Genomic DNA, 24,999 nt, shown 5'->3' with positions numbered 1-24,999 from the left:
AAAGGCTTCCCTCGGGAAGCCTTTTTACAACGGTGGAAGCTAAGAAATTATAGCTCTGCGTTGTGGTAAACCTGCTGAACGTCGTCACAGTCATCTAGAAGATCTAGGAATTTCTGGAACTTCTCAGCATCTTCACCCGCTACTGGAGTGTGAGTTTGAGGAACGAAAGTGATTTCTTCCACATCGATCGTTAGATCTGGGAACGCACCATTTAGCGCTGTTTTCGTCTTGAAGAACTCTGTGTGAGGAGCGAATACAGTGATCACACCGTCTTCTAGCTCAACGTCAGTTACGTCCACATCTTCCATCATTAGCGTTTCTAGGATGATTTCATCATCGTCGCCTTTGAACTGGAATACCGCTTGGTGATCGAACATGTGAGAAACTGAGCCCTCAACACCAATTTTCGCACCCACTTTAACAAAGCATTGGCGTACATCTTGGAAAGTACGGTTGCCGTTATCGGTCAGACAGTCAACGATAACACTAGTACCGCCAGGGCCGAAGCCTTCGTAGCGCGCTGGTTGGTAATCTTCACCACCGCCGCCACTCGCTTTGTCTAGTGCTTTGTCGATAACGTGCGCTGGTACCTGATCTTTTTTCGCTTTCGCGATCAGGTGGCGAAGAGACAAGTTCATGTCTGGGTCACTACCGCCGTTTTTCGCGCACATGTAAATTTCTTTACCGTATTTGGAATAAACTTTAATTTTCGCGCCTGCAGTTTTCGCCATAGAGGCTTTGCGCACTTCAAAACTTCTTCCCATCGGGATGTCTCTCTAAATTCAAATTTAATGCGAAGGATTTTAGCAAAAAGCGAAACCTTTTCAATTTCGCTTAGCAAAGGAATGGGGAGGTTACCTCATTCGCCACATAGTTTTATACCGTTGTCACGATTCGCGTTAAGCGACACCCATTACTCGTTTGTACTTTTCGACCGATTGCTGAAAAAACGCTTTTTCATCAGCATCGTTAATCTTGGACAACTGTTCTTCTATTGCTTCAGGACCAGACTTGGCCTCTCTGAGCTTCCAAACCAAAAACGACGCTTGTTTATCCAGTTCGATTTTGTTTTTTTCATCAGGCGGCAATAGGGATAGATTGAACGACATTTACAGCCTCAAGGTACTTTAAATACTAGCCGCGCACTATAGCATACAGAGTTACAATTGCAGAATAGAAACGCACTTAACTTGATCAATTTCAAGTTAACTATTTGGGACCCGCACTGATTTTCAGCGCTTTTGGTAAAAACTGCTCGAATATTTGATGCAACCGATCTTTGGTCACAGGTTTGGCGACAAACTCATTCATACCGACGTCAAAGCAATGTTGTTGATCTTCTTTAATAACATTGGCACTCAACGCAATAATGGGAACGTGTTTCCCCCACTCTCCCATTTGTCGAATACGCTCAGTAGTAATGAAGCCATCCATCACTGGCATTTGGCAATCCATAAACACCAAGTCAAAAGCTTGCTTCTCACATAGCTGAAGCGCTTCTTCACCATGATTTGCGACGCTCACTCGAACGCCGAGCTTTTCCAACATAATACGCACGACTTTCTGGTTTACGATGGTATCTTCAACAATCAATACCCAAGGTTGATTGTCATGCTGGAGGCTGGTTTCATTATCTTCAACTTTTGGAAACGTCAAAACATTAGGTCGTTCCGTGTAGGTAGACCGTGCTTTTACTACAACTGGAATCGAAAACTCAAAACAACTACCTAGCCCCAACTCACTTGTCAGCAGGATTTCTCCTCCCATTAAGTTCACCAACTGAGCACCAATCGCCAAACCAAGGCCGGTACCACCGTACTTTCTGGTTGTACTGCCATCGGCTTGTTGGAAACGTTCGAAGATCGCTTGTTGGTTCTCTTTCGCAATACCAATGCCAGAATCAACGACGCGAAATCGAATCATGGCGACATCATGCTCTTGACGTGTTAACTCAACAAGAAGCTTCACATGACCACGATCAGTAAATTTGATCGCGTTGCTCAACAAATTGTTCAATACCTGTTTTAAGCGTGCAGCATCACCTTGCACTTCCGCTGGCAAGTGAGGATCAATATCGCTAAGCAATTGCAGGTTCTTCTGCTTGGCTTTGACGGCGTGTAAGCTGATCACATCATCCAAAATACGGCGCAGATCATAGCTCGCATTTTCTAATTCGACTTTACCTGCTTCGACTTTAGAAAAGTCGAGAATATCGTCGATGATCGTCATTAAAGAGTGAGAAGAACTATCGATGATCTCTACAAACTCTTTTTGCTGAGGATCGAGTTTGGTGTCACCCAGTAATGAAGCGACACCAATAATGCCATTCATCGGTGTTCGAATTTCATGGCTCATGGTGGCAAGAAATTCACTTTTTTTGCGGTTGGCGACTTCCGCTCTATCTCTTTCTTCTTCAAGTTCAGTCTGATGTTCACGGACTTTCTCAACGCTTCGGTTGTATTTCTCCGCCAACACACTCACTTCATCAAAACACCAACGCTTTGGGAGCGTAACTTTGCTTGGGACCTTCCCGCCACTAAAATCGCTCACGGCGCCAGAAAGCAGTTGGAGAGGATTGACCAAGAGGCGGAAGGCGACCCAAAGCACGCCAATTATGAGCAATAGGATCTTGATCGCTTCTGTCGTGAGTAAGAAAAAAAATTGTTGCCAAAGATCTTCATAAATCGATCTCAGATCCGCCTGAACAGTCAATGTCGCCAGATCATAGGTTTTATCACCAACACGATATTGCATCGGCCAACTTCTTTCTACGACATCCTCAGAAAGTGCGGTACCCAGTTCGACGATAACTTCATCTTCATTAGCGATACGTAAATAATCCACAGAGGGCATGCGCATTGCGCCCTCTGCTTGAGTGAGTAACAGCTCCCTATCCTCCACCCATAAGCTGGCAGAAAAGCTCGATAAGTAACTGGATTCGACCTGCTTTAGCTCGACGTGCAAATGGGCTAAATCTTCGTTAAAAACTCGATATAAACTCACAGCGGAAATGATGACAGTAAAGATTAAACTCAACGTTAACACCGCCAACATAAGTTGGTTGCCGATACTAAATCGACGTTGAGATCGCTCTTTTTCATCCATATGAAATCGCTCCGATAAACTTGCGCTACTCTAAATATAGCCACGCGCAAATAATAATCGAGGATACGATGAAAAGACTTCTACTTAGATTGGCTTTTAGTTTTATTGCGATAGGAACTTATGCTACTGCCGCTGAAGTGAACTATTACGTTATCGCCGACCAAGCAAGGCCATTTCAAATAGAACAACAGGGGCAAATGCATTCCGGGATTGTGACTGACATCGTCAGTGCCATTTTCGCTGAATCGGATTATCAGGTGAATTATCATACTTATCCGTTTAAACGAATGATCTCCATATTAGAAGAAGGTGGGGAACCAAACTGGCTAACTTACGGCAGCCCAAATTGGGGCAAGGTGCAATCAGAAAACTTGTCTGAAGAGCCCATTTACACTGTAAAACATGTATTGGTATCGAGTAGTGAGAAACCGTTAGAGTTCAAGAATATGGACACCATGCATGGCCGATCTATCGTATTACTACTCGGTTTTGATTATCCGAATTTAATCCCATTCTTTGAGGATGGTAGTGTGAATGAAATACGCGTTAAAGATTATGATGCCGCATATCGAGTGATAACCCGAACACCAGGAGATACAGCCTTCGTCGAAATGGAATCACGCGTTATGTACAACTTAAAACGCCTCAATTTGTCGCTAGAAGATTTTCAGATCCAATCTTTCAGTTCAGTTATCCCCAACTACTCGATCTATTTGGCCTTTTCGCCCCAAATGCAGCCAGAAACTCAGGACTACATCAATACACGTTTGGCTGAGTTAAAAACATCGGGCGAAATTGATGAGATCATTCAAAGATATCAATAAATGACCTAACGAATGAAAACGCCAACGATAGTATCGTTGGCGTTTTCATCTATTGAGACATAGATGATGCTTTACTTGGTGTGATTGACAAACTTAGGATCAAACATGTGCCCTAATTTACTCGCCTTAGTTTGCAAGTAGTGTTGATTGCTCGGATTATTACCTTCTTGCAAGGGCACACGCTCAATGACGTTGATATCAACCGCTTTTAACGCAGCCAGCTTACGTGGGTTGTTCGTCATTAGTCGCACCGCATCAATGCCCAAATGCTCTAACATCCCTTTACAGAATGCGTAATCACGCATATCGGCAGCAAAGCCCAAACGTTCATTGGCTTCTACAGTATCGGCGCCATCGTCCTGGAGGTGATAAGCTCGAATTTTATTAATCAAGCCAATACCACGTCCTTCTTGACGCAAATAAAGCAGTACACCACATCCCTCTTCGACAATATTTTGTAGCGCCCTATTGAGCTGAAAACCACAGTCGCAACGCGTACTAAACAAGGCATCGCCAGTAAGGCACTCCGAATGCAACCGAATAAGCGGTGCAGCGCTGCTTGCAGGCTCTCCATACACGAGGGCAAGATGCTCTTTGTTCGTGGCAGTTTCAACAAAGCCATACATCATAAATGTGCCCCATTGGGTTGGCAATTTGGCTTTATCGATGAACTTCACGAGATTGTAGGGCTCGACATGTCTCAGCTCAGCCCGAACGTTCATCAGAATTTCTCCTAAATGATTTTCTCCTTTACCGTCTCCCCCATCCCCCCAAAAGGCATCTTTGTGAGAATGCTCTGTAAGACAAGCGTTACCCGTTCTCATTAACTGCTGCGCTAAAGGTGGATTTTGCAGAAACTTTTCTCTAACGATGAAAGCCATAACGGCCAACTTCATATCCTCCCAGCCACTTCTGACGAAATGTTCGTACTTTCGGCTTAAGGCGAATGCTTCATCGGGAGTGCTCGCGTGTTGAATTTTGCTTTGTAACTGCGCATCGAGGAACTTTTGGGCTTGATAATAATGTTCGCTGGTGGGCCAAGTTTGGGAGGATATATTAACTGGGGCATGGCAAAAATTGGAAAGAAAACCGTGGGGCTCATCGGGCTCATAAAAAAGGATTTGGTCAACCATACTCGCGCTCCTTGCTTTGTGGTCGCGATAATCAACAAAAAGCATATCGCTATTGATATATCTTTTAGTAACGCTAGGTAAGATTGTCAAACTTCTACACAGATGAAAATGAGTTTGGATCTAGAACTTTTTAGGTGAAAGAGAGGTGAATTAGAACGTTTGGATAAGAAAAATAAAGAGATGTGAGATGTTGTAGTGAGACGCTATGGCTAAAATGGAGCGAAAAATAAAAAGGGCAGCCCGACGACTACCCTATGGATTGCTATACCAAACTAGAGCAATCAGTGTATCAAGCCAAGCTCCCTTGCTTCTTCAATGGTCAATCCACTTTCACGGATTTCACGTAGCGCTTCAATGCGTCTTCTGGCTTCTGCTGATTTCACTGTTTTCTCAGGCTTCACAACGGCTTCTTCATCAGGTAATTCCCATTTGTGAGCGATGTTGGTCATCTCGTCATGGTCGATAGAATTAATGGACATATTTCCTCCGAACACACCATGTTTTCGATGCGTAATCTATAGCAAAACAGGAACGAGGTGGTAAGAAAAACTGTAGGGAAATGTGACCCCTCCCGCCCTTTCGTTAACTCCTTAATAGATCCATCATTTAAGTTTTGCCAAGGGGCAAATTTACGATTAAATTTGAATAATTCCCCCTAAGAAAAGTGTGCTGATCCAGCTCTCAATTCTCGTCTTCCTTGACTTCATTAACAACGCCGGATACCACTTTTTATTTCGCCTAACTTTCGAGTCACTTCACTGATTCGCCGCTTGCCACTTTCTAAAAACCACCATACCTGATAATGATAATAATTATCTTTTACATTAGTAAGGTGTTTATATGGATGGTATTAACTTAAATCATGCATACCACAATAATCCAGTCATACAGATCCGAGATTTATGCGTCGATTACATCACCGATAATGGTGATTTCAATGCGGTAAAATCCGTCAGCTTCGATATCGGCAAAGGAGAAGTATTTGGACTTGCTGGTGAATCGGGGTGTGGCAAAAGCACGATCGCATTCTCGATCAATCGTCTCCATAAGCCGCCAGCGTTCATTTCTGGCGGTAAAATATTGTTTGATGGCAAAGACATTCTTAGCCTCTCAGATTCTGAGCTAACCGCTCTGAGGTGGAGTGAAATCGCCATGGTGTTTCAAAGCGCGATGAACTCACTCAACCCTGTCTTAACGATCCAAGAGCAATTCGCAGACGTATTGCGTCATCACCAAGGACTCACCAACGCTCAAGCGAAAGATCGAGCAGAAAAACTATTGGACTTGGTCAATATTCCGCGAGAACGGTTAACGGAATACCCTCACCAATTTTCAGGTGGAATGCGTCAGCGCTTGGTGATTGCCATTGCTTTGTCTTTGAACCCTAAGCTGATCATTATGGATGAGCCCACAACCGCTTTAGATGTGGTGGTACAAAGGGAGATTTTACAGCAAATCTATCAGCTTAGAGATGAATTTGGCTTCTCAGTACTCTTTATTACGCACGACTTGGCGCTGATGAGCCAATTGTGTGATCGCATTGCCATCATGCGGCATGGAGAAATCGTCGAAGTCAATCAGGCATACGAAATTCGCAATAATCCTCAACATCCCTACACACAAAAGCTATGGGCTTCTTTTCCAAACATCCACGACGTCCACAAACAACCAGAGCAACCAGGAGCGTAATCATGAATCAGCCTATCATCCAAATGAAAAACGTGATTAAAGAGTTCAGAGTAGGCGGTGGTTTAGCGAAAGAGGAAACCTTCCGTGCGCTCCAAGGCGTGAGCTTTGATCTGTATGCAGGAAAAACGCTGGCTTTGGTTGGAGAATCAGGCTGCGGTAAAAGTACGTGTGCTCGCTTGATCACTAAAGTCTATCCGGCAACAGAAGGCGAGATCCTTTTCAATGGCACTAATATCAATGAGATTACGTCACGTTCAGCGCTCCAAGAGTATCGCAGTAAAGTACAAATGGTGTTTCAAGATCCGTTTGGTTCACTCAATCCAACTCATACCATTCGCCATCATCTAACACGCCCTTTAAAGATTCACAAGCAAATCAAAAGCGAGCGTGACATTCCTGCCCGCTTGGAAGCGCTTTTAAAGCTGGTGGAACTACCTGAAGAGACATTAAATAAGTTTCCTCACGAGCTTAGTGGTGGACAACGTCAGCGAGTAAACTTAGCACGTGCTCTCGCCGTCGGTTCGCAAATCATTCTTGCGGATGAGCCAACATCGATGCTGGATGTCTCCATTCGCCTCGGGGTACTGAATCTAATGCAGCGCATGAAGCAAGAGCTAGGAATCGGCTTTTTGTACATTACTCATGATTTGGCGACCGCACACTACATCGCGGAAGAAACAGCTGTGATGTACAAAGGGCAAATCGTTGAATGGGGTGATACACACTCAATACTGAAGAATCCGCAGCACCCGTACACCAAACTATTGATTTCAGCCGTTCCCGATCCAGATCTTCCTTTTGGTAACTTAGTGAAAAGTGAGCCAAACTATTCGATAGATGCCGATGAAATTCGTAGTCGTAGCAGCATCATTGTCGACGAATTTGATCAAATAGGACCCAATCACTATGTAAAACAATGGACTGAGGCTGCGTAATGGAATTGAGGACTTGGCAAGATCAGATCGCCATGTGGTATGAACATCGGAAGCATGATCAAGTTGAAAAACTGGAAACGATCTTATATCAAGCGCCCGACGGCGTGTTTGGCCCAGAACTGAACGAAGTTCAAAGCAAAGCGATTGCTTGCTGGCTAGACGGTTGTTTACGTGTGTTTCAACATGCTAGGTACCAAGATCCTCAAAAAGCGTATCAAACCTTGCTTTACACGAGCGCAAAGCTCGAGCAAGCGGCATGTCAGGTATCGACCGATATTCTGATCAAAGATTGGTGTTTAAAGCGACTTCAGCACCTTACCGTTTTAGCTTTAGAGTTTTGTAATCAGCAATGCGATCAAAATGAGTGGCAACAACAAGCACATAACCTGATCGAGTCGCATGTTGCTTTGATGCGATTTTTAAAATTGGAGATGTAGCTCAGTCTAATAAAATTGCGGGGTTATGGTACGAATAATAGAGGGCTGAAGTAGCCCTCTATTAAGGCGTAGATGCTGTTGGAGGCAGCTTCTACATTTTTCATGAAATCGTAGAAATCACTTCTACAAGACATATGATACCTCAAATACTATTACTTTTGTCAATAAAAAGTCAGGAGAATGAAATAATAAATAGTTTAAAACTCATTTCACACTCACTGATTGCACATATTAGGTTTATAATTAAAAAAACAGACTCATATCCACTAGTTTCATTACTAAATGATACAATCTCATTCAGTAATGAATTTATTTTTCTAAAAAGCCTAATAGTTCGCCTACAAAGTACAAAGATCCTCTAAGATAGGGGCTTATTGAAAAGGAAGTATAATAATTACAAGCTAGCTAATTTTTAAATTATCACTTTATTTACAGTATAGAAGGTCAATTTCCATTCTCTAATGGTCTTCAATAACATTTTTAGTTTTACAGGCCTAAGCTTTCATTTGTATAACTCGAATCAACGATATATAAATATCGATATAGACAAGATTATGTGTTTTCATCCACCTTAGACTCGTTTACATGAAAAGTGAAATTATTATGTGTAATTATCACATACTTTTTAGGTTAATTCTTATTTTTAGGAGCATTAAAAATTCAATTATATAAAGAGAACCAATACCAACTCTTAATATTTTCTTTTTATTTTTGTAATAAAATCATTTTATCTAACTAAAACATACTTAGCCACATTGATATATTTATACTAATAGCTATATTTTTAAGAGATTTATTATCCACTATTTGATAGTAAGCTTCACCTTAAGTTATAAGTTTACTTTTAGAAGGTGTAACGAGTATTTATTGGCTATTGTCGTTCTATTTTTCACTTAACTCATTTGAAGTAATAATCTTATTTTTTCTTAAATAAATATTATAGATTACAAAAAGTTTTATATACAATAGCAAAAGTTGGTTTTTGTGTTAATTGGAAATGCAGAAATAAAAAAAAGCGAGTTTCCTGAGGAGAAACTCGCGAAGTCTATTCAGAATGAATGTAACAATATGAGCCAATCTATTAATCATCAGAAAGGACAAAAGGTTGTCTATTCGTGATAAATAGTAGTCTCAGGCTTGGCTCCTAATGTCAGTGATTTGTTAGAGTTAAGTCTGTTTTTTATCATCGAAAGACATTGTTACATTTCAAATCAATACGCCACGCCTATTGCTTGATACACATCAAGCAACGCTTTTAAATCGCCATTTCATCCAGAGCGCGGAATACCATTTCATCCATGTGGCCATCGAAGATTTGACGGCACACCTTCCGACGTACCGCTAATCCAGCAATCAAGCGCTCAATGGTAAGATGCTTAATATCATTTTGAGTGTTAAACAGCTCGACGGTTTTGCTTAATGTCTCATAAGGAATTGGCTCATCCCCTACCCTTAGCCAATCAAGCTTCTCTATGTAATCAGAACACTCTTCTTTGATTGAGGCATACGAGTGCCCTGTCATCGCAGATAAAGCCGTTATACTGCGTTCTAGAGCCTCTGGTGAGGTATATTTAGATAAAGTAATGGTGATCTCGTCTGCATTGATCTCTACCAGGTGTTTTCTTTGCTTCACACGGCGGCCTAAATTCCCTCTTGGGGATGGCGCTTTGCGTTGGATAGGCTCAAATTCGCCGTCTATGATGCCTGAGAGCTCTTCAAGCTGTTGTCGGGTAACCATCTCATTACGAAGTGGGTTTGGCAGCGTAGGCGCCATGTTACGCTTTCCTGCGTTGGTTGTTCGCGCACGTGAATAACGTAAGACTTCTTCCACATCGCATTTAATATCGATCTGGTAGTCCATCACTTTGTCATTCTCGATCATAGTTTCGATCGTCAGGTGATAACCCCACAAATTCACGACAAACAGCTCATCCGTTCCCTTACCATCCGATAAACGCTTCAGCTCTCGGATCAAATCCATCGAGAATCGTCGCCATTCGATGTTCCGTGCCAGCTTCTGGTTTAATTCACTCAGCAGCATGCCGTCAGTGTGACGACGCACCATGCGGCTACGGAAGAAAGAATACAGTTGGAATACCAAAGTATGTTGCTTCAAGATCTCTGGTGGGAACAAGAAGAAATAATCACGCGTTAATAGTTCTTCATAAAACGAAGGCTCCCAAACCAAAATGTACAAGTTTGGTTTGATACGAATTTCACCATCGCTTCCCTCTACAGGCGCTTCTTCAGACGCAGTGATGGTTCGAGCAAGAAAACGAAAACGATCACTTTTGAATCCTTCTGGCATGTTTTCACTTAGCCAACGACCAGTAAGTTCATGCAGCTGGAAATCGGTAAACTCAATACGATCAATGCTGTCGCGAATAGAATCACGTGCTGGACCACTGTCTTTTTTGCCTCGAAGCGACAAAATATCAGTAATGTATAACGGCGTCTTGTTCGGCACGTGTGCTGCATCGAGTTGATACTGATCTTTGTGATGATCATGGTATTGCACGGTCAACGTGAACAGAGCAAACAAGGTCATCAGATCATCCACAGTCATGATATTTTTGGATGATCGCGTTTCAATAACCGCTTTGGTACCAGAGATCGACACCATGGATTTCTGATAACTTTTTCGAGTTCTTGGTGGTGCAAGTGCTTGGTCAATGATCCCAGCCCAATTCGTTGGAGACACGACAAATTGATCGGCTTCATCTTTCATCGTTGGAGGGGTATTCAACCCATGTTCATTCAACAAACGCTTGTTGACTTGGGTTTGAGCCAATGCTTTTGAACGTTTTTGCTTTTCGTTTTGGCGTACTTTGTCTGTAACAAGACTTGTTGCACCCAACACTGAAATAAGCTGATTAGGATTAACAAACTTATGTAACATCGTCTTACCAGCAAGTCCTTCTTCAAACCGCACTGGAGTTTGAGTAAACAAACCAATGTTTACTGCTGCACGTAAGCGTTGTTGCAGAGCTGCACGAGTGAGTTGTCCGTCCGTTGCTTCCACAATCTCTGTGGTTGAAACCAATCCATCTTTGCTGCTGAAACCTCGCAATGAGATCAGATTAAGCAACTCTAAGATGCTTTTGGTCACCCCTTTGAAATGTTGGTACTGCTCTACCCAATCTGCAGAGGATTCATGTACCTCAAAAAGATGGCCATCCTTATGGCTTCTAGGTGCTTTAATCAGAATTTTTTCATCAGCCGTCATTTTAGATCCAGATCACACTAGCCGTAGTTGTGCTATGGTTCCGAAGAATAAAGAAAAACAGATCATAAATAAAGAAAAAAGATTGTTTTTTAAATAACTGATCTTTTTGATTAATCTGATCTTAATTGATTATATGATCTAATGATCTGGCTATCGTTTTGCCGCTAAGTGCATGTTCTATAAAGTGATTATTTTCATGCATGTCGGAACTATGATCATGTTAATTCTGAAACTATGATCAACAATAGCCTGAAAGCATGATCACATTTGCTCGTAAGCATGATCATTAAGTTTATGAAAAGATGATCAAAAGAGTCTTGAAACGATGATCATGATGTTTTTACAGGTTATCCACAGATGCTGTGTTTAATAATGATCTTAATGAGAATTTTATTGAGCATTGTCGATGTTATTGATACTCGGATCGATGATCAAGAGCTGAGATAGCTATCGTTCTGGAGACAATATTGATGATAAATTACTCATGTGATGAAAATGCATCCAAGTAGCTCTTATTCCGCAGTAAAACCTAGTTTCGGACTATTCTTAGGAAGCATGATCATGAGAGTAAGATTTATCATAGTAACTTGAACAATTTCATTGTTCCGGCTTCTCTATCCACTAATTTCTTCTCCATCCCCCATTCTGACTGCATTCAACCGTAAATTAGAGACAAAAACTCATGCTTCCGAGAGATTCTATAGCTTGATCATATTTCCGATTGATGGATCTTATTTAATCCGCGTGTTTACACCCTCGTCTACTCTATTTTTCCATGATCATGCTTTCGTATTTGTGTTTTATCATGGAAGCATGATCATAAGCATACCTTGATCATACTTCCATAGGAACATCACTTGAACTGCCCTTTTTGGCTCGGATACATGATCAAGGTTGTTATTAGCGTTCATGTTGAAAGATTGCTTTCTATTTTTTGTTTAAATTAGGTTGGCCTAACATAATCCGTAATTTAGCTTAAGAATATAATCGTTCCGGTAGAAAATTGATTTACATTGTAAATGGGTGACGCTGTAACACTTTTATTTTTAAGTTTAAGGTGTCCATTTATTCGAAGATTATTTAATTAAAAATAGTTATGTTTTTTACCATAAATCATAAAAGCGTCGATTTGAGTGTTTTTTTATGTGATGGTTATTCAAAATGTTCGTGCACCTTTTTGTTGTTTTTGGTCTTTACTGCTGTACAATTGCAAGCATAAATCCTTCCAACGGAATTTGGCATGAAAAGAGAAAAAACGATTGAAAACCTTCTTGAGTTGGCGGAGCTGACTCAGCAGGTTCAAGCTGACCGTATTGAAATTGTTTTAGAAGAGCGAAGCGATAACTATTTCCCACCAATGTCTAAGGCGATGATGGAAACCCGTTCAGGTTTAACTCGTCGTAAGCTCGATGACGCGATTGGTAAGATGGAAGCGGCTGGCCATCAATTTACTAAAAATAACGCGAATCATTATTCAATTACGTTAGAAGAAGCACATATGCTTATGGATGCGGCTGAAGTGCCTAAATTTCATGAGCGTAAGAAGAATTCAGGTAACAAACCTTGGATTATTAACGTGCAGAACCAGAAGGGTGGTACAGGAAAATCAATGACAGCGGTCCATTTAGCGGCATGTTTAGCGCTAAATTTGGATAAACGCTACCGTATTTGTTTAATCGACTTAGACCCACAAGGCTCGCTACGTTTATTCCTCAACCCACAAATCAGCATGGCAGAGCATGACAATATCTATTCTGCTGTAGACATTATGTTGGGTAACGTGCCTGATGGTGTAGAAATTGACAGTGAATTTTTGCGTAAAAACGTATTACTGCCAACGCAGTACCCGAATTTAAAGTCAATTTCAGCGTTTCCAGAAGACGCAATGTTTAATGCTGAAGCATGGCAAACGCTATCTGAAGACCCATCACTCGATATCGTTCGTCTGCTAAAAGAGCAACTGATTGATAAAATTGCTGATGACTTCGATATCATCATGATTGATACCGGCCCACACGTTGACCCACTAGTATGGAATGCGATGTATGCATCAAATGCATTGTTAATCCCTTGTGCGGCTAAGCGTCTGGATTGGGCTTCAACAGTAAACTTCTTCCAGCATTTGCCTACGGTATATGAAATGTTTCCGGAAGACTGGAATGGTCTTGAGTTTGTTCGCTTGATGCCAACCATGTTTGAGGACGACAATAAGAAGCAAGTTTCTGTTTTAACTGAAATGAACTATCTTCTAGGTGACCAAGTTATGATGGCTACTATCCCTCGTAGCCGTGCGTTTGAAACCTGTGCCGATACCTACAGCACAGTATTTGATCTGACAGTAAGCGATTTTGAAGGAGGTAAGAAGACGCTAGCCACCGCACAAGATGCTGTACATAAAAGCGCACTGGAATTAGAGCGTGTGCTGCATTCTAATTGGCCGTCATTGAATCAGGGGTAATAAGTAAATGGCTTTGAAAACGTCTGAATTAAACGCGAAATTATTTGGCAAAACGAATAAACGTCGTGTTGTGACTCCACAAGAGGCGCAAACCGCGGCAAAAGAAAAAGCTCAAACGATTGAGCTAGCTGTCGCAGGTGAAAACATTGTTCAGTTTGAACTTGTTCGTATTCCTGCAGAGAAAGTCGCGACAGAAACAACGGTGTTTGTTGATAACGCTCGTGAGCAATCGTTCTTAAACGAACATGCTTTATCTGATGTTTTAGTCACACTCAAAGAGCGTGGCCAACAATATCCAGCTGTGGGTCGTAGAACTAAAGATGGCAAGATTGAAGTTTTAGATGGTAGCCGTCGTCGCATGTCTTGTATCCTCGCGGAGCAAGATTTTTTGGTTTATGTTGCTGACAACATCAATACTGACCATGCAAAGTTTTTGTCTGATGTGGCAAATGCTCACAAGCCGCTCTCTTTGTACGAAAAAGGTAAAGAGATGCAGGCTAAACTAGATAGTGGTGAAGCTGAAGATCAGAAAGCATTGGCGAAAATGTTCCAGTGCAGTGAAGCGTTAGTAAGTGGCGCTTTAAAAGCGGCGGCATTACCGTTAGAACTGCTTCAAGCGTATCCCAATGTCGGCGATCTTGGTCGTCCAACTATCGTGAAACTGCACAAACAGTTTTCAACGTTGACGCCAGAGCAGCAGCAAGAGCTGTTAGATAAGTGTCGCTCTAGCGAAGGCTTTTTATGGCAGCGAAGCACAGCTCAAGGCGTTGCTCGTCTGACAAAAGAAGTCACGGAAAGCCTCGAAAACTGGATTGCTGAGCTTGCACCAGCAAAACCTGGCAAGAAGACCGAAAAAGTCGACTTAGTAAAAGGTCGAGCAAGCTACAGCCGAAAAGGTAGCAGTCTGGCGTTGAACTTGAAGAAAGTTGACGACAGCTTGATGGAAGAGATTCTTGCCTTTGTGCAAAACAAGCTGCAATAACAAAAGATGATTGAATCAACCGCCTCCGGGCGGTTTTTTTATATCTGAGAAGCGTCAAATTAAAGATGTGATACCATTGCGTCAGTTCAACGTTGGATAGACAAAATGCAGACACAATCTGATTTCCTTTCATCACTTCAACAACAAGCTCACCAATCTTTCCAAAGATTCGGCATCGTCATTCAAGGCGAGTCTTCTTGGCAAGATGCATTGGTGTCAGAGTTCCATAAAACACAGATGTATCAACGTTGGTTTTGTGTCGGCGATTTTGGTTTGGAAAACGCATACAGTGTTTCGCCTAAACAAGGGCACATGTTGTTAGGCAGAGAGTGTGACATTCTATTGTTTGATGCTCGAAATGGTTTTGACGCAAATAGCTTTACCGCCGCGCTTGGCTCATTGGTTGGCGGTGGTCTTCTTATTATCATTACTGAGCCTCGACAACCTACGAATTTTGCTCAGCAATGGATGCACAAACAATGGGAGAAGCTCGTTGTTATCGAGCAAGACAGACCATTGCCAACGGTTCCAGACATCAAGCGAGCAGAAAAAGAAAGCCACTACACGGAACAAGAACATGCCATTTCTCTAATTGAAAAGGTGGTAACTGGACATCGAAAGCGACCGTTAGTTTTGACCGCTGATCGTGGGCGCGGAAAAACAAGTGCCCTCGGCATTGCGTGTGCGAACTTATTACAGCAGAAGCCACTTAGAATCTTAATTACGGCACCATCTATAAAAGCTGTTGAGCCTGTTTACCAACATGCTTTACGTTTACTCCCTAACGCACAGCGTATTAATAAGGACAGATTAGAATTAGGGCAGGGAGCCATTCAATTTATTGCTCCTGACGAACTTCTATCGAGCCGACCTGAATGTGATTTGTTACTTGTCGATGAAGCGGCTGCAATTCCAGTTCCTATGCTCAAAAGCATTACCGAACATTATCATCGACTCGTTTTTTCTACGACTATTCACGGTTATGAAGGTTGTGGCCGGGGCTTTACGATTAAATTTGTTGATTGGCTTCAGAAACAGCGTTCGGGAATGAAAACATGGCACATGACACAGCCCATCCGCTGGAGCATGAATGATGCGCTCGAATCATGGCTCTATGACGCGTTTTTGTTGGATGCGGAGTTAACGCACCATCAACTTAACCAGGTCGACTCAATTTCCCTTTCTAAAGCCGATAAGAACGATTTGATATCGCAGCCTAGTTTGCTGCGTGAGTGCTTCGCTCTTTTGGTGAATGCTCATTATCAGACCTCTCCGAATGATTTGATTCACCTTTTGCAAGACGACAACAGTCAGCTCTATTTTGCTAAGCAAGATAATGCGGTTGTGGGGGTAATATTAGCGGTCGAAGAGGGTGGGCTTGACGCAGAATTGGTTGAAGAAATTCAGCTTGGTAAGCGTCGTCCTAAAGGACACTTAGCCCCAATTACGATTGCAAACCACCTTGGATTCCCCAATGTTGCGAAGCTATCGACGCTGCGAGTCATGAGAATTGCTGTTCATCCGGAATTGCAAGGAAGAGGCATCGGTCAAAAAATGCTGCAGCAACTTGATCAAATGTCGGCTAAACACATTGCTTACTTATCCACGAGTTTCGGTGCGACGGAAGAGTTGGTCTATTTCTGGCGACAATCGAACTTCCGTGCAATTCGCTTAGGGTCAATGCGCGATGCTGCTAGCGGTTGTTATTCAGTCTTGATGGTCAAAGCTTGTGATTCCAAACAGACGGCTTGGGTCGATGAATCTCAGGCGCTATTTGAAGAAATGTTGTCTAACAATGTGGCTGACGTCTATCCAAAATTAGAAGCCTCAATTTTTCGAGCTCTATTACCGCAACCTTTGGGAATGAGTCCACTTCATCCCGCGAAGTTATTACTAATTGAATGCTATGCTGATGGTGGTAACAGTTATGAGTCCGTGTCTGCTTGGCTTCAGCAGTGGTTACTTAACTTAGGTTTGAACTCCGCTTCCGACTTGATGATCAGTAAGCTTTTTCTTAACCGTAGTTGGACTGAATGTGCTCAGCAATTTGGGCTACCTGGAAGAAAGCAAGTTGAGCAGCAGTTAAGGGACGAAGTTAGACACATTTGGAACGATTTACACTGTAAACAATAAGGTGAGATTTACACTGTAAATGAAATTATTAGGAGCTGATTTTACACTGTAAATCCAGCTCCTTTTTATTTCAGTGTGTATTTTGATTGAGCTTTAGGTTAAATCGAAATGCTCTCTTAATATATGTTTAACCGTTATTGATGGATTACTTTCTTTAGTGACGTGAGCCTTATAATAAGAAATGCGAGGTTTGTTCAGAAAACGGATTTGGGTAGACTGAAAGTGTTGATGGGAAGCAAAGTGGTAAGGGTATGTGGAAGCTGTGTCTTGAGTTATCTGAAGATAAGACCAAGGTGATAGCCCGTCTTCCGGGAGAAGTGGACCTCGGTGGTGAGCTAAATCAAAATGAATTAAACGAGCAGCTCGTCGCAATGAACGCTGAAAAGATGTTTGTTGTTGAGGGGGAAGTCGTGAGATTCATTAACTGCGCCAAAGAACGTAAAGCCGAGGCCTACGAAGGCATCGTCATTGCGGAAAAACGCAACGCGCAAGTTGAGGTTGAATTATCGAATAATGACATGCTCGCCAGTATGAACGTTGTCGGCGCGTACGGAGGCCGAGGTTTACGTAGCCCCGAGATTGTTCAAGCCCTTGCTCAAGCGCGAGTTTCGAAAGGCATCAACAAACTGGCTTTGAAGAAAGTGTTGGTTGTCAGCACTCAGCTCAAACCAGGCGAAACTTTTTCTCAACCTGTAGCGGTTGGTAAGCAACCTATCAAAGGCAAAGACGCTCTTTTTACTCCTCTCGTTAAAGACATCACCAAACGCATCCTCAAACCCAAAGACGGCCAATCTGCTAGCGACAAAATTGATTTACGTAACCTCGGTGAAACTATCGCGGTTGACGTAGGCGATGAGGTGATGCGCCGCACGCCTGCGACCAAAGGTACGCCAGGTTTTACTGTTCAAGGGCGAGTGATTCCTCCACAAGCTGGAAAAGACAGCCCAATGAAGCCAGGCAAGGGCACCGAGATAAGCAAGCACGACCCAAACCTATTGATTGCATCGGTATCCGGTACGCCTCTAATTAAAGACAAAACCATTGAAGTTGATAACGCACTCTGTCTCAATAGCGTTGGCGTGAATACAGGTCACGTGAAATTTAAAGGGAATGTGATTATCGGTGGCAACATTGAATCCGGAATGATTGTTAAAGCGACGGGCTCTATTACTGTAGGCGGCTTCATTGAATCGGCTGACGTACAAGCGCAAGACGACATTCAAGTTGGTAAAGGGATCATTGGCCACACCGTGAGTGATGGCCAGCCAAAGAGTTGTCACGTCAAAGCCAAAGGTTCGATTCGTGCCAGCTACGCCCAATATTGTGATTTGCAAGCCGGCGAAGATATTGAGTTGGCGGTGCACAGCATGAATAACGATATTGTTTGTGGGCGCAATCTGATGGTGCTGGATGCTAACGGTAGGAACGGCACGCTCAGCGGAGGAGATGCAAAAGTCGGTGACAAAGTTGTGTGCTTACAATTGGGCGTAGAAGGCGACACCGCCACTAAGGTAGAAGCGTTCGCGCGCTATTCTGCATTTAAGGAGCGATTAGCAGAGCTCAAAGATCGATACAAACGTGCTCAAGAAGGAACGATGGATGTGATTCGTAAAGAGCTCGAATTTAAGAAACGTCCTAAAGCCGAACGTACCGACGAAGAACAAGCTCAGATTGATGTGATGAAAACACAAAACAACGAGCAGCTTGAAGCGATAAAGCAAAAGTTAGAACAAACGGAACATGACTTTGAAGTCGCGTTAGAAGAAAATATTGTCGAAGCCAAAGAGCGTGTCTTCACTCGTGTGACGGTGCAGTTTGGCGACGAGCAAGTAACGACAAAGCGTACTCATGGCGGTTGTTCGTTCCGTTTCAATCAATACGAAATTCAAGTCTCGGCGAACTTGGAAGAAGAGGACGTCGCTGCGGTTTAAGCTTTCTTACTCACTGAGCCCACATGTCGCAACAAAATGTGTGGGCTTTTGTTTATCTACAAATCGACAATGTGCTCGTGATAGTAGTCCGCAAGCGCACCGACTTGGCTGCTACACATTACTTTCATTGCTTGTTTAATGTGTTCTATTGGCCAGTTCCACCATTGGATATTGAGTAGAGTTTCAATCTCTTTATCGCTGAATCGTTGACGTACGACTTGGTTGTTTCCAACCACCACCGAATAAGGTTGGACGTCTTTCGTCACTACGGCGCGTGCTCCGATGACGGCTCCATCGCCGATGTTCACTCCGGGCATGATCATCGCCTCGCTGCCAATCCAAACATCATTCCCCACCACCGTGTCTCCGGCACGCTCGAAACCGTCTTGCACGCCTTCTCCAAATTCTTCAGGAGAGAAGGGGAAGGTCGAAATCCAGTCAATGCGATGACCTTGGTTGCCTGCCATCATAAAGGTGGCTCCAGAAGCGATGGAACAAAACTTGCCAATGATTAATTTGTCGATGCTATCGGGTTCCCTACTTTGCCATTCTTGAAGTGTGACGGGGTCACCCAACAAGTAGCGTACCGCTTGCTCTTCGAAGCTTTTTTGATGATAGAAGCCCGAGTAATAGCTGTAATCGCCAACGATGATATTGGGATTAGTGATGTGATCTTTAATGATTTGACCTTTTAACCACGTGTCGAAAACACTCATAACTCATCCTTTCAAATTTAGGTTGTACAGAGTTTAGATGCTTTCTATTATTTCCAGTAGTTTAATTTTAGAGATTCAGAATTACTGTATGGAAATAAAATGGCTCAGCTACGTACCACTTTACGTCGCTTTGTGCGAGGAGCGAAGTATTGCTGGCGCGGCAAAGCGCCTGAATTGTTCGAATGCGCATGTAAGTCGGCAACTTAAACAGCTTGAAGAGATATTGTCGGTGCAGCTTATTCAGCGAACTACGCGCCAGTTTAATTTGACCTACGATGGTTTGCGGTTTTATCAGCAGGTAAAGCAACTGCTCGAAGGCGCTGAGCAGATCAATGAGCAAGTCATGGCAAACGAGATCGTATCGGGAAAATTGAGAATAGCGGCGTCCGCTTCTTTTGGAGCCGCATTACTAAGCCAAACATTGATCGAGTTTCGATTGCAACATCCACAAGTGAGCGTCGAAGTGATCTTCACAGAGGCACCTCTCGACTTGATTGAGGCTGGGTTTGATATCGCATTCTACTTTACCGATACTCCCCCAGAGGGATACGTCGGCCATCAGCTACGCACTTTACACTGTAAACCGATCGCTCATCGCTCGTATTTAGCTGATAAACCAAATGTAAGTACGCCAGAGGATCTTGGTGACTTAGAGCACATCCTTTATAAAAGTCGTGACTTGGTGTTAGACAAGTGGACGTTTACGCATAAGCAAACTCAACAGCAGTGCAGAATTGAGTTAGAAAGTACGCTGAGTTTTAATCTTGTCCAGTCCATGTTGGATGCTACTTTGGCTGGCTGTGGTGTAGCCATGTTAGATGAATTTGCACTGGCTAAACTCGAATCTGCACAAAAAGAACAACTCGTGAGTTTGCTGCCAGATTGGCAAACGGATGCGATTTTGCCGCTTTATCTGCTTTACCCAAAACGTGAGCACTTACCAAGAAGAACGCGAGCGTTCATTGATCACTTTAGGAACATATATTCTGTCGGCGAATAGCGACAGCAAACTTAGTAACAATAGAGGAAGCAAAGGAATGCGAAAACACTGTATTGCGATTGGTGGTGGTGGCTGGATGATGGGAGAGAATCCGAGCCCGCTCGATCAATACATTTTGTCTTTGTCTGGTAAGGAGAATCCAAACATTTGTTTTCTACCGACAGCCACGGGAGACGCCGATGAAGTTATTGAACGTTTTTACAATGCGAAGCTTAGTGAAAACGTAACCCATTTTCCGCTGTTTAAGTTTGATGCTGGTTGGAAAGAAACGCTATTTGAACAAGACATCATTTACGTCGGTGGCGGTAATACGCGTTCGATGTTGGCCATTTGGCGCGAATGGGGAATCGATAGAATACTCAAGCAGTGCTATGAACAAGGCATCATCATTTGTGGCATGAGCGCTGGTGCAATTTGTTGGTTTGAGTTTGCGGTGACAGACAGTGATCCCGAAGCATACCAAGTTATGCGTTGTCTTGGATTAATTGACGGTTTGGCTGCGGCGCATTTTTCCCATGTCGGTGAGAAGTTTGAGGTTTTCCAAGCCTTTGCTCGTTCTCAACCGAGCATCACTTGTTATGGCATTCACGATTATGCGGCATTGCACTTTGTAGATGGAAAATTGTTAGCTACTGTCACCAGCTTTCCTGATGCAGGCGTGTTGGTCAAAACAGGTAACGAAGAAAACATATTGCGAGGGTGAGCTTCTTCAAATCAGCATTAAAGGCAATAACTACTGACCGGACATAGAAGAAGCTCATGGATTCAGCTAACTTACATTAAATATCGTGCTTACAGCTCGTAACGCAGACCTAAGTGGTAGTAGCTTTCGTCTGCGTGCGCACCGCCAAACGAGACTTCTTGTCCATTGCTGTAGCCACGCGAGCCGTTACGATCAACGTAGTTTGTGTAGATAGAAGAACGAGGCGTCAGTTTGTATTGCACTTCTAGCGTTGTATCTTTCAGCTCTAGCTCGTCACCATCACTGTTTTCTAAAGAACGATAACCAGCACGCAGTGCCCATTTGTCATTTACACTGTAAACCGCCGTCAGTTCCATCACTTTGTCGGTACTGGTTTGTGAGTAATAGCCCTCTAGTTCATCTTCCGAGTACAACGCACCCAACATCAAATCACCTAGGTAGTAACGCGTACCTGCGCCCCAGAATGTGTAATCGGTGTCGTTGCTTTCACGTGCATCACCTTTATTTTTCTGCATCGCCACCACTGGTGCCAAGGTACCCAAATTCCCCATATCTAGCGTATAACGCAGTGCAGTGTTGTAACCGTAGTCGAGTTCAGAAGTGTTGTTTCCTAAAATGTACGCGACAGAAAAATCGAAATTACCTAGGCTGTTTTGGTATTGCAGCGTGCCATCTTGACGGAAAACTTGCGTCGCGGTTTTGTCGACTTTATTCGCTTGGCGCGCCATAGAAACATCGGAAGAGGCGAACACATCACCAATGTCGGTAAACATAATCAACCCAGAAGCCACGCGACCACCAGTAATGCGACCATAATCTTTCGCATCAATACCCGCCCATACATAACGTGCGGTCAGAGACGGTTTGTCGTTTACTTGGTTTGCGTATTCAGCGGCACCCACTTGGTATTGCGCTTGGCCGATGATCGACGCGTACTCGTTGATGGTTTGTGAACCGTTTAAACCAATACGGCCATCAAACTCGCCATTTGCATCGCCGTGCTCGTCATTTTTACTGGTGACATTGAAACCAAGACGAGAGTAAATATTTAAAACTGACCCATCTTCCGCTTGATACAGCTGCGCTGCCAATGCGTTTGATGCCATCAATGTTGGGATAAGTAGAGTCAAAATGTGCTTTTTCATGATTAACGACCTTTCATTTCTATTGTTTTAGGTACGACAAAGCCCCTTCCGAGTAACGGAATAAGAAAAATTGTCGTGAAGTAGAGAGAGGGTGCGCCCTTGTTTGCCAAGGGCGCGAGCTAGTCCATTCCTATAGGGGAAGAATGATTTAGCTTAAATCGACGTCTTTGCAGCCAAAGAAGTAAGTCGCGAGGAAGCCAACGATGTAAGAGATAAGCAGGCCAGCAACAAACACCATCATGCCCGGGAAGATGCCATTTTCTGATGTCATGAGAGGAATCGCCACGATACCGGACGGGCCAAACACCGTATTAAGACCAACTGGCAAGCCAAGGTAAGAAACTAAGCCGATAAAGAAGCCGCCCGCAGCGCCCCCAATACAAGCGGTAACGAATGGTTTTACGCGTGGTAATGTCACGCCGTAAATCAATGGTTCGCCAATGCCTAGAAGACCCGGAATAATAGCTCCTTTAACTTGAGTGCGCAGTAGAGCGTCTCTTTTTGCTTTGAAATACAGTGCCATTGACGCGCCAACCTGACCGCCACCAGCCATCGCCAGGATAGGGAATAGCGAGTTAAAGCCCTGTGCTTCCATCAATGCAAAGTACACTGGAACAAAACCCTGGTGGATGCCAAATACCACAGAAATTAAGAACAAACCTGCCAAGATTGCAGCGCCTAATGGGTTATCGTTCAAGTTGAGGAACAACCAAGACATCCCTTTAAACAGCTCGCCGCCGATTGGCATGATGATCAAGAAGGTTACCGCACCCATGATCAACAGAGTGACAACGGACGTTAAGATCATGTCCAGATCATCTGGCATGTATTGACGAACCTTACGCTCGACTTGCGCACCGATGATCGCCGCCAAAAGTACGCCGATAATGTTGCCGCGCGGATCAATCGCAAAGCCGAAAAACTCGTTCATGCCAGAGTAAATGCCGGATGTAGCCTCTGGGTTGTAACCCAGCACAAACAAAGAGGCGAGAATGGCACCATTAACACCAGAGCCGCCAAACGCTTGCTGCGCGTTGTAACCAATCAGAATACTTAAGAAAGCAAACAGACCCTTACCAAAGACTTTCATGTAGGCGATCAAATCCAATATAAACTGGCTTGGTGTCTGGTCGAGAACAAACATCTGTTCCAATAATGTCGCAAAACCTAGCAACAAACCAGCGGCAATAAAACCAGGGATCAACGGCGTAAAGATGGTAGCAAACTTGCTTAAAAAACGCTGAACCGCACTGGTTTGTTTGCTCTTCATCTGCTTTTTTTGCTCGGCCGCGACGGCAGAAAGATCTTGTTGCGGCATATCTGGTTCTTCACTGTCACCAGAGGTTAAGCTGTCGATCAATTGATTCATCATCTCAGCCGCTTGTTGAGCTTTTCCGGGACCGAGAATGATCTGAAACTGCTCATCGCTTTCCACCACACCCATTACGCCGGGAATCTGCTTGATAACTGACTGATCAGCCAAACCATTGTTGGCGAGCGATAAACGCAAACGCGTCATACAGTTACCACATTTGCTTACGTTGCTACTGCCACCCACTGCGGACAGCAACTGCGATACTGTGTTTGAAGTTATTTTTGCCATAGGGTCTATCCTTCAGAACTCGGATTATTTAGTTATTATTTAGTGCTGCGCGAATAAAACCGTTGTGCGCGGCGAGGCGTGATTTGGCTTGTTTGGCATCCAAATCGGCCAAAATCATTAAGATGGCGGTTTTGCAGTGGCGATCGCATGCAGTTAATGCTCGCTCTGCTTCTTCTTTTGATGCGCCGGTTGCTTCGACAACAATGTTGGTTTGGCGTTGGATGAGCTTGGCGTTAGTGGCTTCTACATCCACCATTAAGTTGCCAAATACCTTACCGCTACGAATCATTGCACCTGTCGTGAGCATGTTTAACACCAGTTTTTGTGCGGTGCCGGCTTTCATGCGAGAAGAGCCAGTGACAACCTCTGCGCCAACAATCGGCAGAATCGCGATGTCGGCCGCTTTTGCCATGGCACATTCTGGATTACAGGCGATAGATGCGGTCGTAGCTCCGATGGATTTAGCGTACTCCAAACCACCTAGCACATAAGGCGTGCGGCCACTTGCAGCTATGCCTACAACCACGTCATGCTTGGTGAGGTGAAGCGCTTTTAAGTCGTCTTGACCCATTTTCACGTCGTCTTCTGCGTTTTCTACCGCTTTCAAAATCGCTTGGTGTCCACCAGCAATTAAGCCAATCACCATGTCTGGATGCGTGCCGTAGGTAGGAGGACACTCGCTCGCATCAAGAATTCCTAAGCGGCCTGATGTGCCAGCTCCCATGTAAACCAAACGGCCACCATTGGCGAACGCTTGAGTAATTGCATCAACCGTCTTTGCAATTTGTGGTAGCACTGCTTTGACCGCGAGCGCGACTTTTTGATCCTCTTCATTAATGACTTGCAGCATCTCGATGGTCGAAAGCGTATCAATCTCTGCACTGGCTGGATTACGGCTTTCTGTCACCAATCGGCTTAAATCAATTTTCATGTTTTACACTCTTCGTCATGTTCAATCTGAGGGCGATTCTATGGAATA

At 43.7% G+C, this 24,999-nt stretch carries 20 protein-coding genes; 10 read left to right on the top strand and 10 right to left on the bottom strand.

Going from position 1 to position 24,999, the window contains the following annotated elements:
- Positions 1 to 47: 47 nt before the first annotated feature.
- The 3 genes from OO778_RS20735 to OO778_RS20725 form a co-directional block, all read right to left on the bottom strand.
- Entirely contained in the window at positions 48 to 764 is a 717-nt protein-coding gene (locus tag OO778_RS20735; RefSeq protein ID WP_005392082.1) for a YebC/PmpR family DNA-binding transcriptional regulator, read from the bottom strand.
- A 135-nt stretch (positions 765 to 899) separates the two neighbouring features.
- Positions 900 to 1,109, bottom strand: a complete 210-nt coding sequence (locus tag OO778_RS20730) for a DUF3283 family protein (RefSeq protein ID WP_005374484.1) — start codon at positions 1,107 to 1,109, stop codon at positions 900 to 902.
- 100 nt (positions 1,110 to 1,209) lie between these two features.
- A complete protein-coding gene (locus OO778_RS20725) occupies positions 1,210 to 3,105 on the bottom strand; it encodes a response regulator (RefSeq protein ID WP_264911398.1) in 1,896 nt (631 codons plus the stop codon).
- A gap of 68 nt (positions 3,106 to 3,173) precedes the next feature.
- Between OO778_RS20725 and OO778_RS20720 the strand changes: the two genes are divergently transcribed.
- On the top strand, positions 3,174 to 3,929 hold the full coding sequence (locus tag OO778_RS20720) for an ABC transporter substrate-binding protein (RefSeq protein ID WP_074190276.1): 756 nt from the start codon (positions 3,174 to 3,176) through the stop codon (positions 3,927 to 3,929).
- Between the two features lie 71 nt (positions 3,930 to 4,000).
- Here OO778_RS20720 and ribA read toward each other — a convergent pair whose 3' ends face one another.
- Both ribA and OO778_RS20710 read right to left on the bottom strand, forming a co-directional pair.
- Positions 4,001 to 5,062 (bottom strand): GTP cyclohydrolase II, encoded by a 1,062-nt coding sequence (gene ribA, locus OO778_RS20715; protein ID WP_264911397.1) that lies wholly within the window; start codon positions 5,060 to 5,062, stop codon positions 4,001 to 4,003.
- Between the two features lie 281 nt (positions 5,063 to 5,343).
- The gene (locus OO778_RS20710) at positions 5,344 to 5,541 is read right to left on the bottom strand and encodes a hypothetical protein (protein WP_005392088.1); all 198 of its coding nucleotides are present in this window, start codon (positions 5,539 to 5,541) and stop codon (positions 5,344 to 5,346) included.
- Between the two features lie 361 nt (positions 5,542 to 5,902).
- Between OO778_RS20710 and OO778_RS20705 the strand changes: the two genes are divergently transcribed.
- The 3 genes from OO778_RS20705 to OO778_RS20695 are packed head-to-tail and all read left to right on the top strand — an operon-like array spanning position 5,903 to position 8,123.
- Positions 5,903 to 6,751 (top strand): ABC transporter ATP-binding protein, encoded by an 849-nt coding sequence (locus OO778_RS20705; RefSeq protein ID WP_104970357.1) that lies wholly within the window; start codon positions 5,903 to 5,905, stop codon positions 6,749 to 6,751.
- Between the two features lie 2 nt (positions 6,752 to 6,753).
- Entirely contained in the window at positions 6,754 to 7,686 is a 933-nt protein-coding gene (locus OO778_RS20700) for an ATP-binding cassette domain-containing protein (protein WP_065645233.1), read from the top strand.
- Positions 7,686 to 8,123: a transcriptional regulator gene (locus tag OO778_RS20695; protein WP_074190279.1), complete on the top strand. Its 438-nt coding sequence runs from the start codon at positions 7,686 to 7,688 to the stop codon at positions 8,121 to 8,123. Before OO778_RS20700 ends, OO778_RS20695 begins: the two co-directional genes overlap by 1 nt.
- Positions 8,124 to 9,378: 1,255 nt before the next feature.
- Here the strand turns inward: OO778_RS20695 and OO778_RS20690 are convergent.
- Positions 9,379 to 11,349, bottom strand: coding sequence for a replication initiator protein RctB domain-containing protein (locus OO778_RS20690; protein WP_104970358.1), 1,971 nt, complete (start codon positions 11,347 to 11,349; stop codon positions 9,379 to 9,381).
- Positions 11,350 to 12,589: 1,240 nt separating this feature from the next.
- Between OO778_RS20690 and OO778_RS20685 the strand changes: the two genes are divergently transcribed.
- The 4 genes from OO778_RS20685 (at position 12,590) to OO778_RS20670 (ending at position 18,853) form a co-directional block, all read left to right on the top strand.
- Positions 12,590 to 13,807: an AAA family ATPase gene (locus OO778_RS20685; protein ID WP_005374503.1), complete on the top strand. Its 1,218-nt coding sequence runs from the start codon at positions 12,590 to 12,592 to the stop codon at positions 13,805 to 13,807.
- Positions 13,808 to 13,814: 7 nt separating this feature from the next.
- On the top strand, positions 13,815 to 14,789 hold the full coding sequence (locus tag OO778_RS20680; RefSeq protein ID WP_264911391.1) for a ParB/RepB/Spo0J family partition protein: 975 nt from the start codon (positions 13,815 to 13,817) through the stop codon (positions 14,787 to 14,789).
- Positions 14,790 to 14,894: 105 nt separating this feature from the next.
- Positions 14,895 to 16,922, top strand: a complete 2,028-nt coding sequence (locus OO778_RS20675) for a GNAT family N-acetyltransferase (protein WP_264911390.1) — start codon at positions 14,895 to 14,897, stop codon at positions 16,920 to 16,922.
- Between the two features lie 251 nt (positions 16,923 to 17,173).
- Positions 17,174 to 18,853 carry a FapA family protein gene (locus OO778_RS20670; RefSeq protein ID WP_264912799.1) on the top strand — a complete coding sequence of 560 codons (1,680 nt, stop codon included), beginning with the start codon at positions 17,174 to 17,176 and terminating at the stop codon, positions 18,851 to 18,853.
- Positions 18,854 to 18,909: 56 nt separating this feature from the next.
- Here the strand turns inward: OO778_RS20670 and catC are convergent, their stop codons facing one another.
- Positions 18,910 to 19,569: a type C chloramphenicol O-acetyltransferase gene (gene catC / locus OO778_RS20665; protein WP_264912797.1), complete on the bottom strand. Its 660-nt coding sequence runs from the start codon at positions 19,567 to 19,569 to the stop codon at positions 18,910 to 18,912.
- A gap of 88 nt (positions 19,570 to 19,657) precedes the next feature.
- Between catC and OO778_RS20660 the strand changes: the two genes are divergently transcribed.
- Together OO778_RS20660 and OO778_RS20655 are read left to right on the top strand one after the other, a co-directional pair.
- Positions 19,658 to 20,569: a LysR family transcriptional regulator gene (locus tag OO778_RS20660; RefSeq protein WP_140271537.1), complete on the top strand. Its 912-nt coding sequence runs from the start codon at positions 19,658 to 19,660 to the stop codon at positions 20,567 to 20,569.
- A gap of 37 nt (positions 20,570 to 20,606) precedes the next feature.
- The gene (locus OO778_RS20655; protein ID WP_021484205.1) at positions 20,607 to 21,272 is read left to right on the top strand and encodes a peptidase E; all 666 of its coding nucleotides are present in this window, start codon (positions 20,607 to 20,609) and stop codon (positions 21,270 to 21,272) included.
- A gap of 89 nt (positions 21,273 to 21,361) precedes the next feature.
- Here OO778_RS20655 and OO778_RS20650 read toward each other — a convergent pair whose 3' ends face one another.
- From OO778_RS20650 to murQ, 3 genes are all read right to left on the bottom strand, one after another.
- On the bottom strand, positions 21,362 to 22,417 hold the full coding sequence (locus OO778_RS20650) for a porin (RefSeq protein WP_264912793.1): 1,056 nt from the start codon (positions 22,415 to 22,417) through the stop codon (positions 21,362 to 21,364).
- A 148-nt stretch (positions 22,418 to 22,565) separates the two neighbouring features.
- Positions 22,566 to 24,020, bottom strand: coding sequence for a PTS N-acetylmuramic acid transporter subunit IIBC (gene murP, locus OO778_RS20645; RefSeq protein ID WP_264912792.1), 1,455 nt, complete (start codon positions 24,018 to 24,020; stop codon positions 22,566 to 22,568).
- Positions 24,021 to 24,048: 28 nt separating this feature from the next.
- Complete coding sequence (murQ, locus tag OO778_RS20640; RefSeq protein WP_264912790.1) at positions 24,049 to 24,951, bottom strand: N-acetylmuramic acid 6-phosphate etherase; 903 nt, start codon at positions 24,949 to 24,951, stop codon at positions 24,049 to 24,051.
- Positions 24,952 to 24,999 lie beyond the last annotated feature (48 nt).

The organism is Vibrio sp. STUT-A16, assembly GCF_026000495.1.
GTDB lineage: Bacteria > Pseudomonadota > Gammaproteobacteria > Enterobacterales > Vibrionaceae > Vibrio > Vibrio diabolicus.
The sequence above is the reverse complement of the archived record's forward strand: the minus strand, read 5'-3'. Positions and strand labels throughout refer to the sequence as shown.

What these genes read in the sequence shown, in the direction of transcription:
- OO778_RS20735 (WP_005392082.1), bottom strand. Translation starts at nt 764, where the DNA reads ATGGGAAGAAGTTTTGAAGTGCGCAAAGCCTCTATGGCGAAAACTGCA.
- OO778_RS20730 (WP_005374484.1), bottom strand. Translation starts at nt 1,109, where the DNA reads ATGTCGTTCAATCTATCCCTATTGCCGCCTGATGAAAAAAACAAAATC.
- OO778_RS20725 (WP_264911398.1), bottom strand. Translation starts at nt 3,105, where the DNA reads ATGGATGAAAAAGAGCGATCTCAACGTCGATTTAGTATCGGCAACCAA.
- OO778_RS20720 (WP_074190276.1), top strand. Translation starts at nt 3,174, where the DNA reads ATGAAAAGACTTCTACTTAGATTGGCTTTTAGTTTTATTGCGATAGGA.
- ribA (WP_264911397.1), bottom strand. Translation starts at nt 5,062, where the DNA reads ATGGTTGACCAAATCCTTTTTTATGAGCCCGATGAGCCCCACGGTTTT.
- OO778_RS20710 (WP_005392088.1), bottom strand. Translation starts at nt 5,541, where the DNA reads ATGTCCATTAATTCTATCGACCATGACGAGATGACCAACATCGCTCAC.
- OO778_RS20705 (WP_104970357.1), top strand. Translation starts at nt 5,903, where the DNA reads ATGGATGGTATTAACTTAAATCATGCATACCACAATAATCCAGTCATA.
- OO778_RS20700 (WP_065645233.1), top strand. Translation starts at nt 6,754, where the DNA reads ATGAATCAGCCTATCATCCAAATGAAAAACGTGATTAAAGAGTTCAGA.
- OO778_RS20695 (WP_074190279.1), top strand. Translation starts at nt 7,686, where the DNA reads ATGGAATTGAGGACTTGGCAAGATCAGATCGCCATGTGGTATGAACAT.
- OO778_RS20690 (WP_104970358.1), bottom strand. Translation starts at nt 11,349, where the DNA reads ATGACGGCTGATGAAAAAATTCTGATTAAAGCACCTAGAAGCCATAAG.
- OO778_RS20685 (WP_005374503.1), top strand. Translation starts at nt 12,590, where the DNA reads ATGAAAAGAGAAAAAACGATTGAAAACCTTCTTGAGTTGGCGGAGCTG.
- OO778_RS20680 (WP_264911391.1), top strand. Translation starts at nt 13,815, where the DNA reads ATGGCTTTGAAAACGTCTGAATTAAACGCGAAATTATTTGGCAAAACG.
- OO778_RS20675 (WP_264911390.1), top strand. Translation starts at nt 14,895, where the DNA reads ATGCAGACACAATCTGATTTCCTTTCATCACTTCAACAACAAGCTCAC.
- OO778_RS20670 (WP_264912799.1), top strand. Translation starts at nt 17,174, where the DNA reads ATGTGGAAGCTGTGTCTTGAGTTATCTGAAGATAAGACCAAGGTGATA.
- catC (WP_264912797.1), bottom strand. Translation starts at nt 19,569, where the DNA reads ATGAGTGTTTTCGACACGTGGTTAAAAGGTCAAATCATTAAAGATCAC.
- OO778_RS20660 (WP_140271537.1), top strand. Translation starts at nt 19,658, where the DNA reads ATGGAAATAAAATGGCTCAGCTACGTACCACTTTACGTCGCTTTGTGC.
- OO778_RS20655 (WP_021484205.1), top strand. Translation starts at nt 20,607, where the DNA reads ATGCGAAAACACTGTATTGCGATTGGTGGTGGTGGCTGGATGATGGGA.
- OO778_RS20650 (WP_264912793.1), bottom strand. Translation starts at nt 22,417, where the DNA reads ATGAAAAAGCACATTTTGACTCTACTTATCCCAACATTGATGGCATCA.
- murP (WP_264912792.1), bottom strand. Translation starts at nt 24,020, where the DNA reads ATGGCAAAAATAACTTCAAACACAGTATCGCAGTTGCTGTCCGCAGTG.
- murQ (WP_264912790.1), bottom strand. Translation starts at nt 24,951, where the DNA reads ATGAAAATTGATTTAAGCCGATTGGTGACAGAAAGCCGTAATCCAGCC.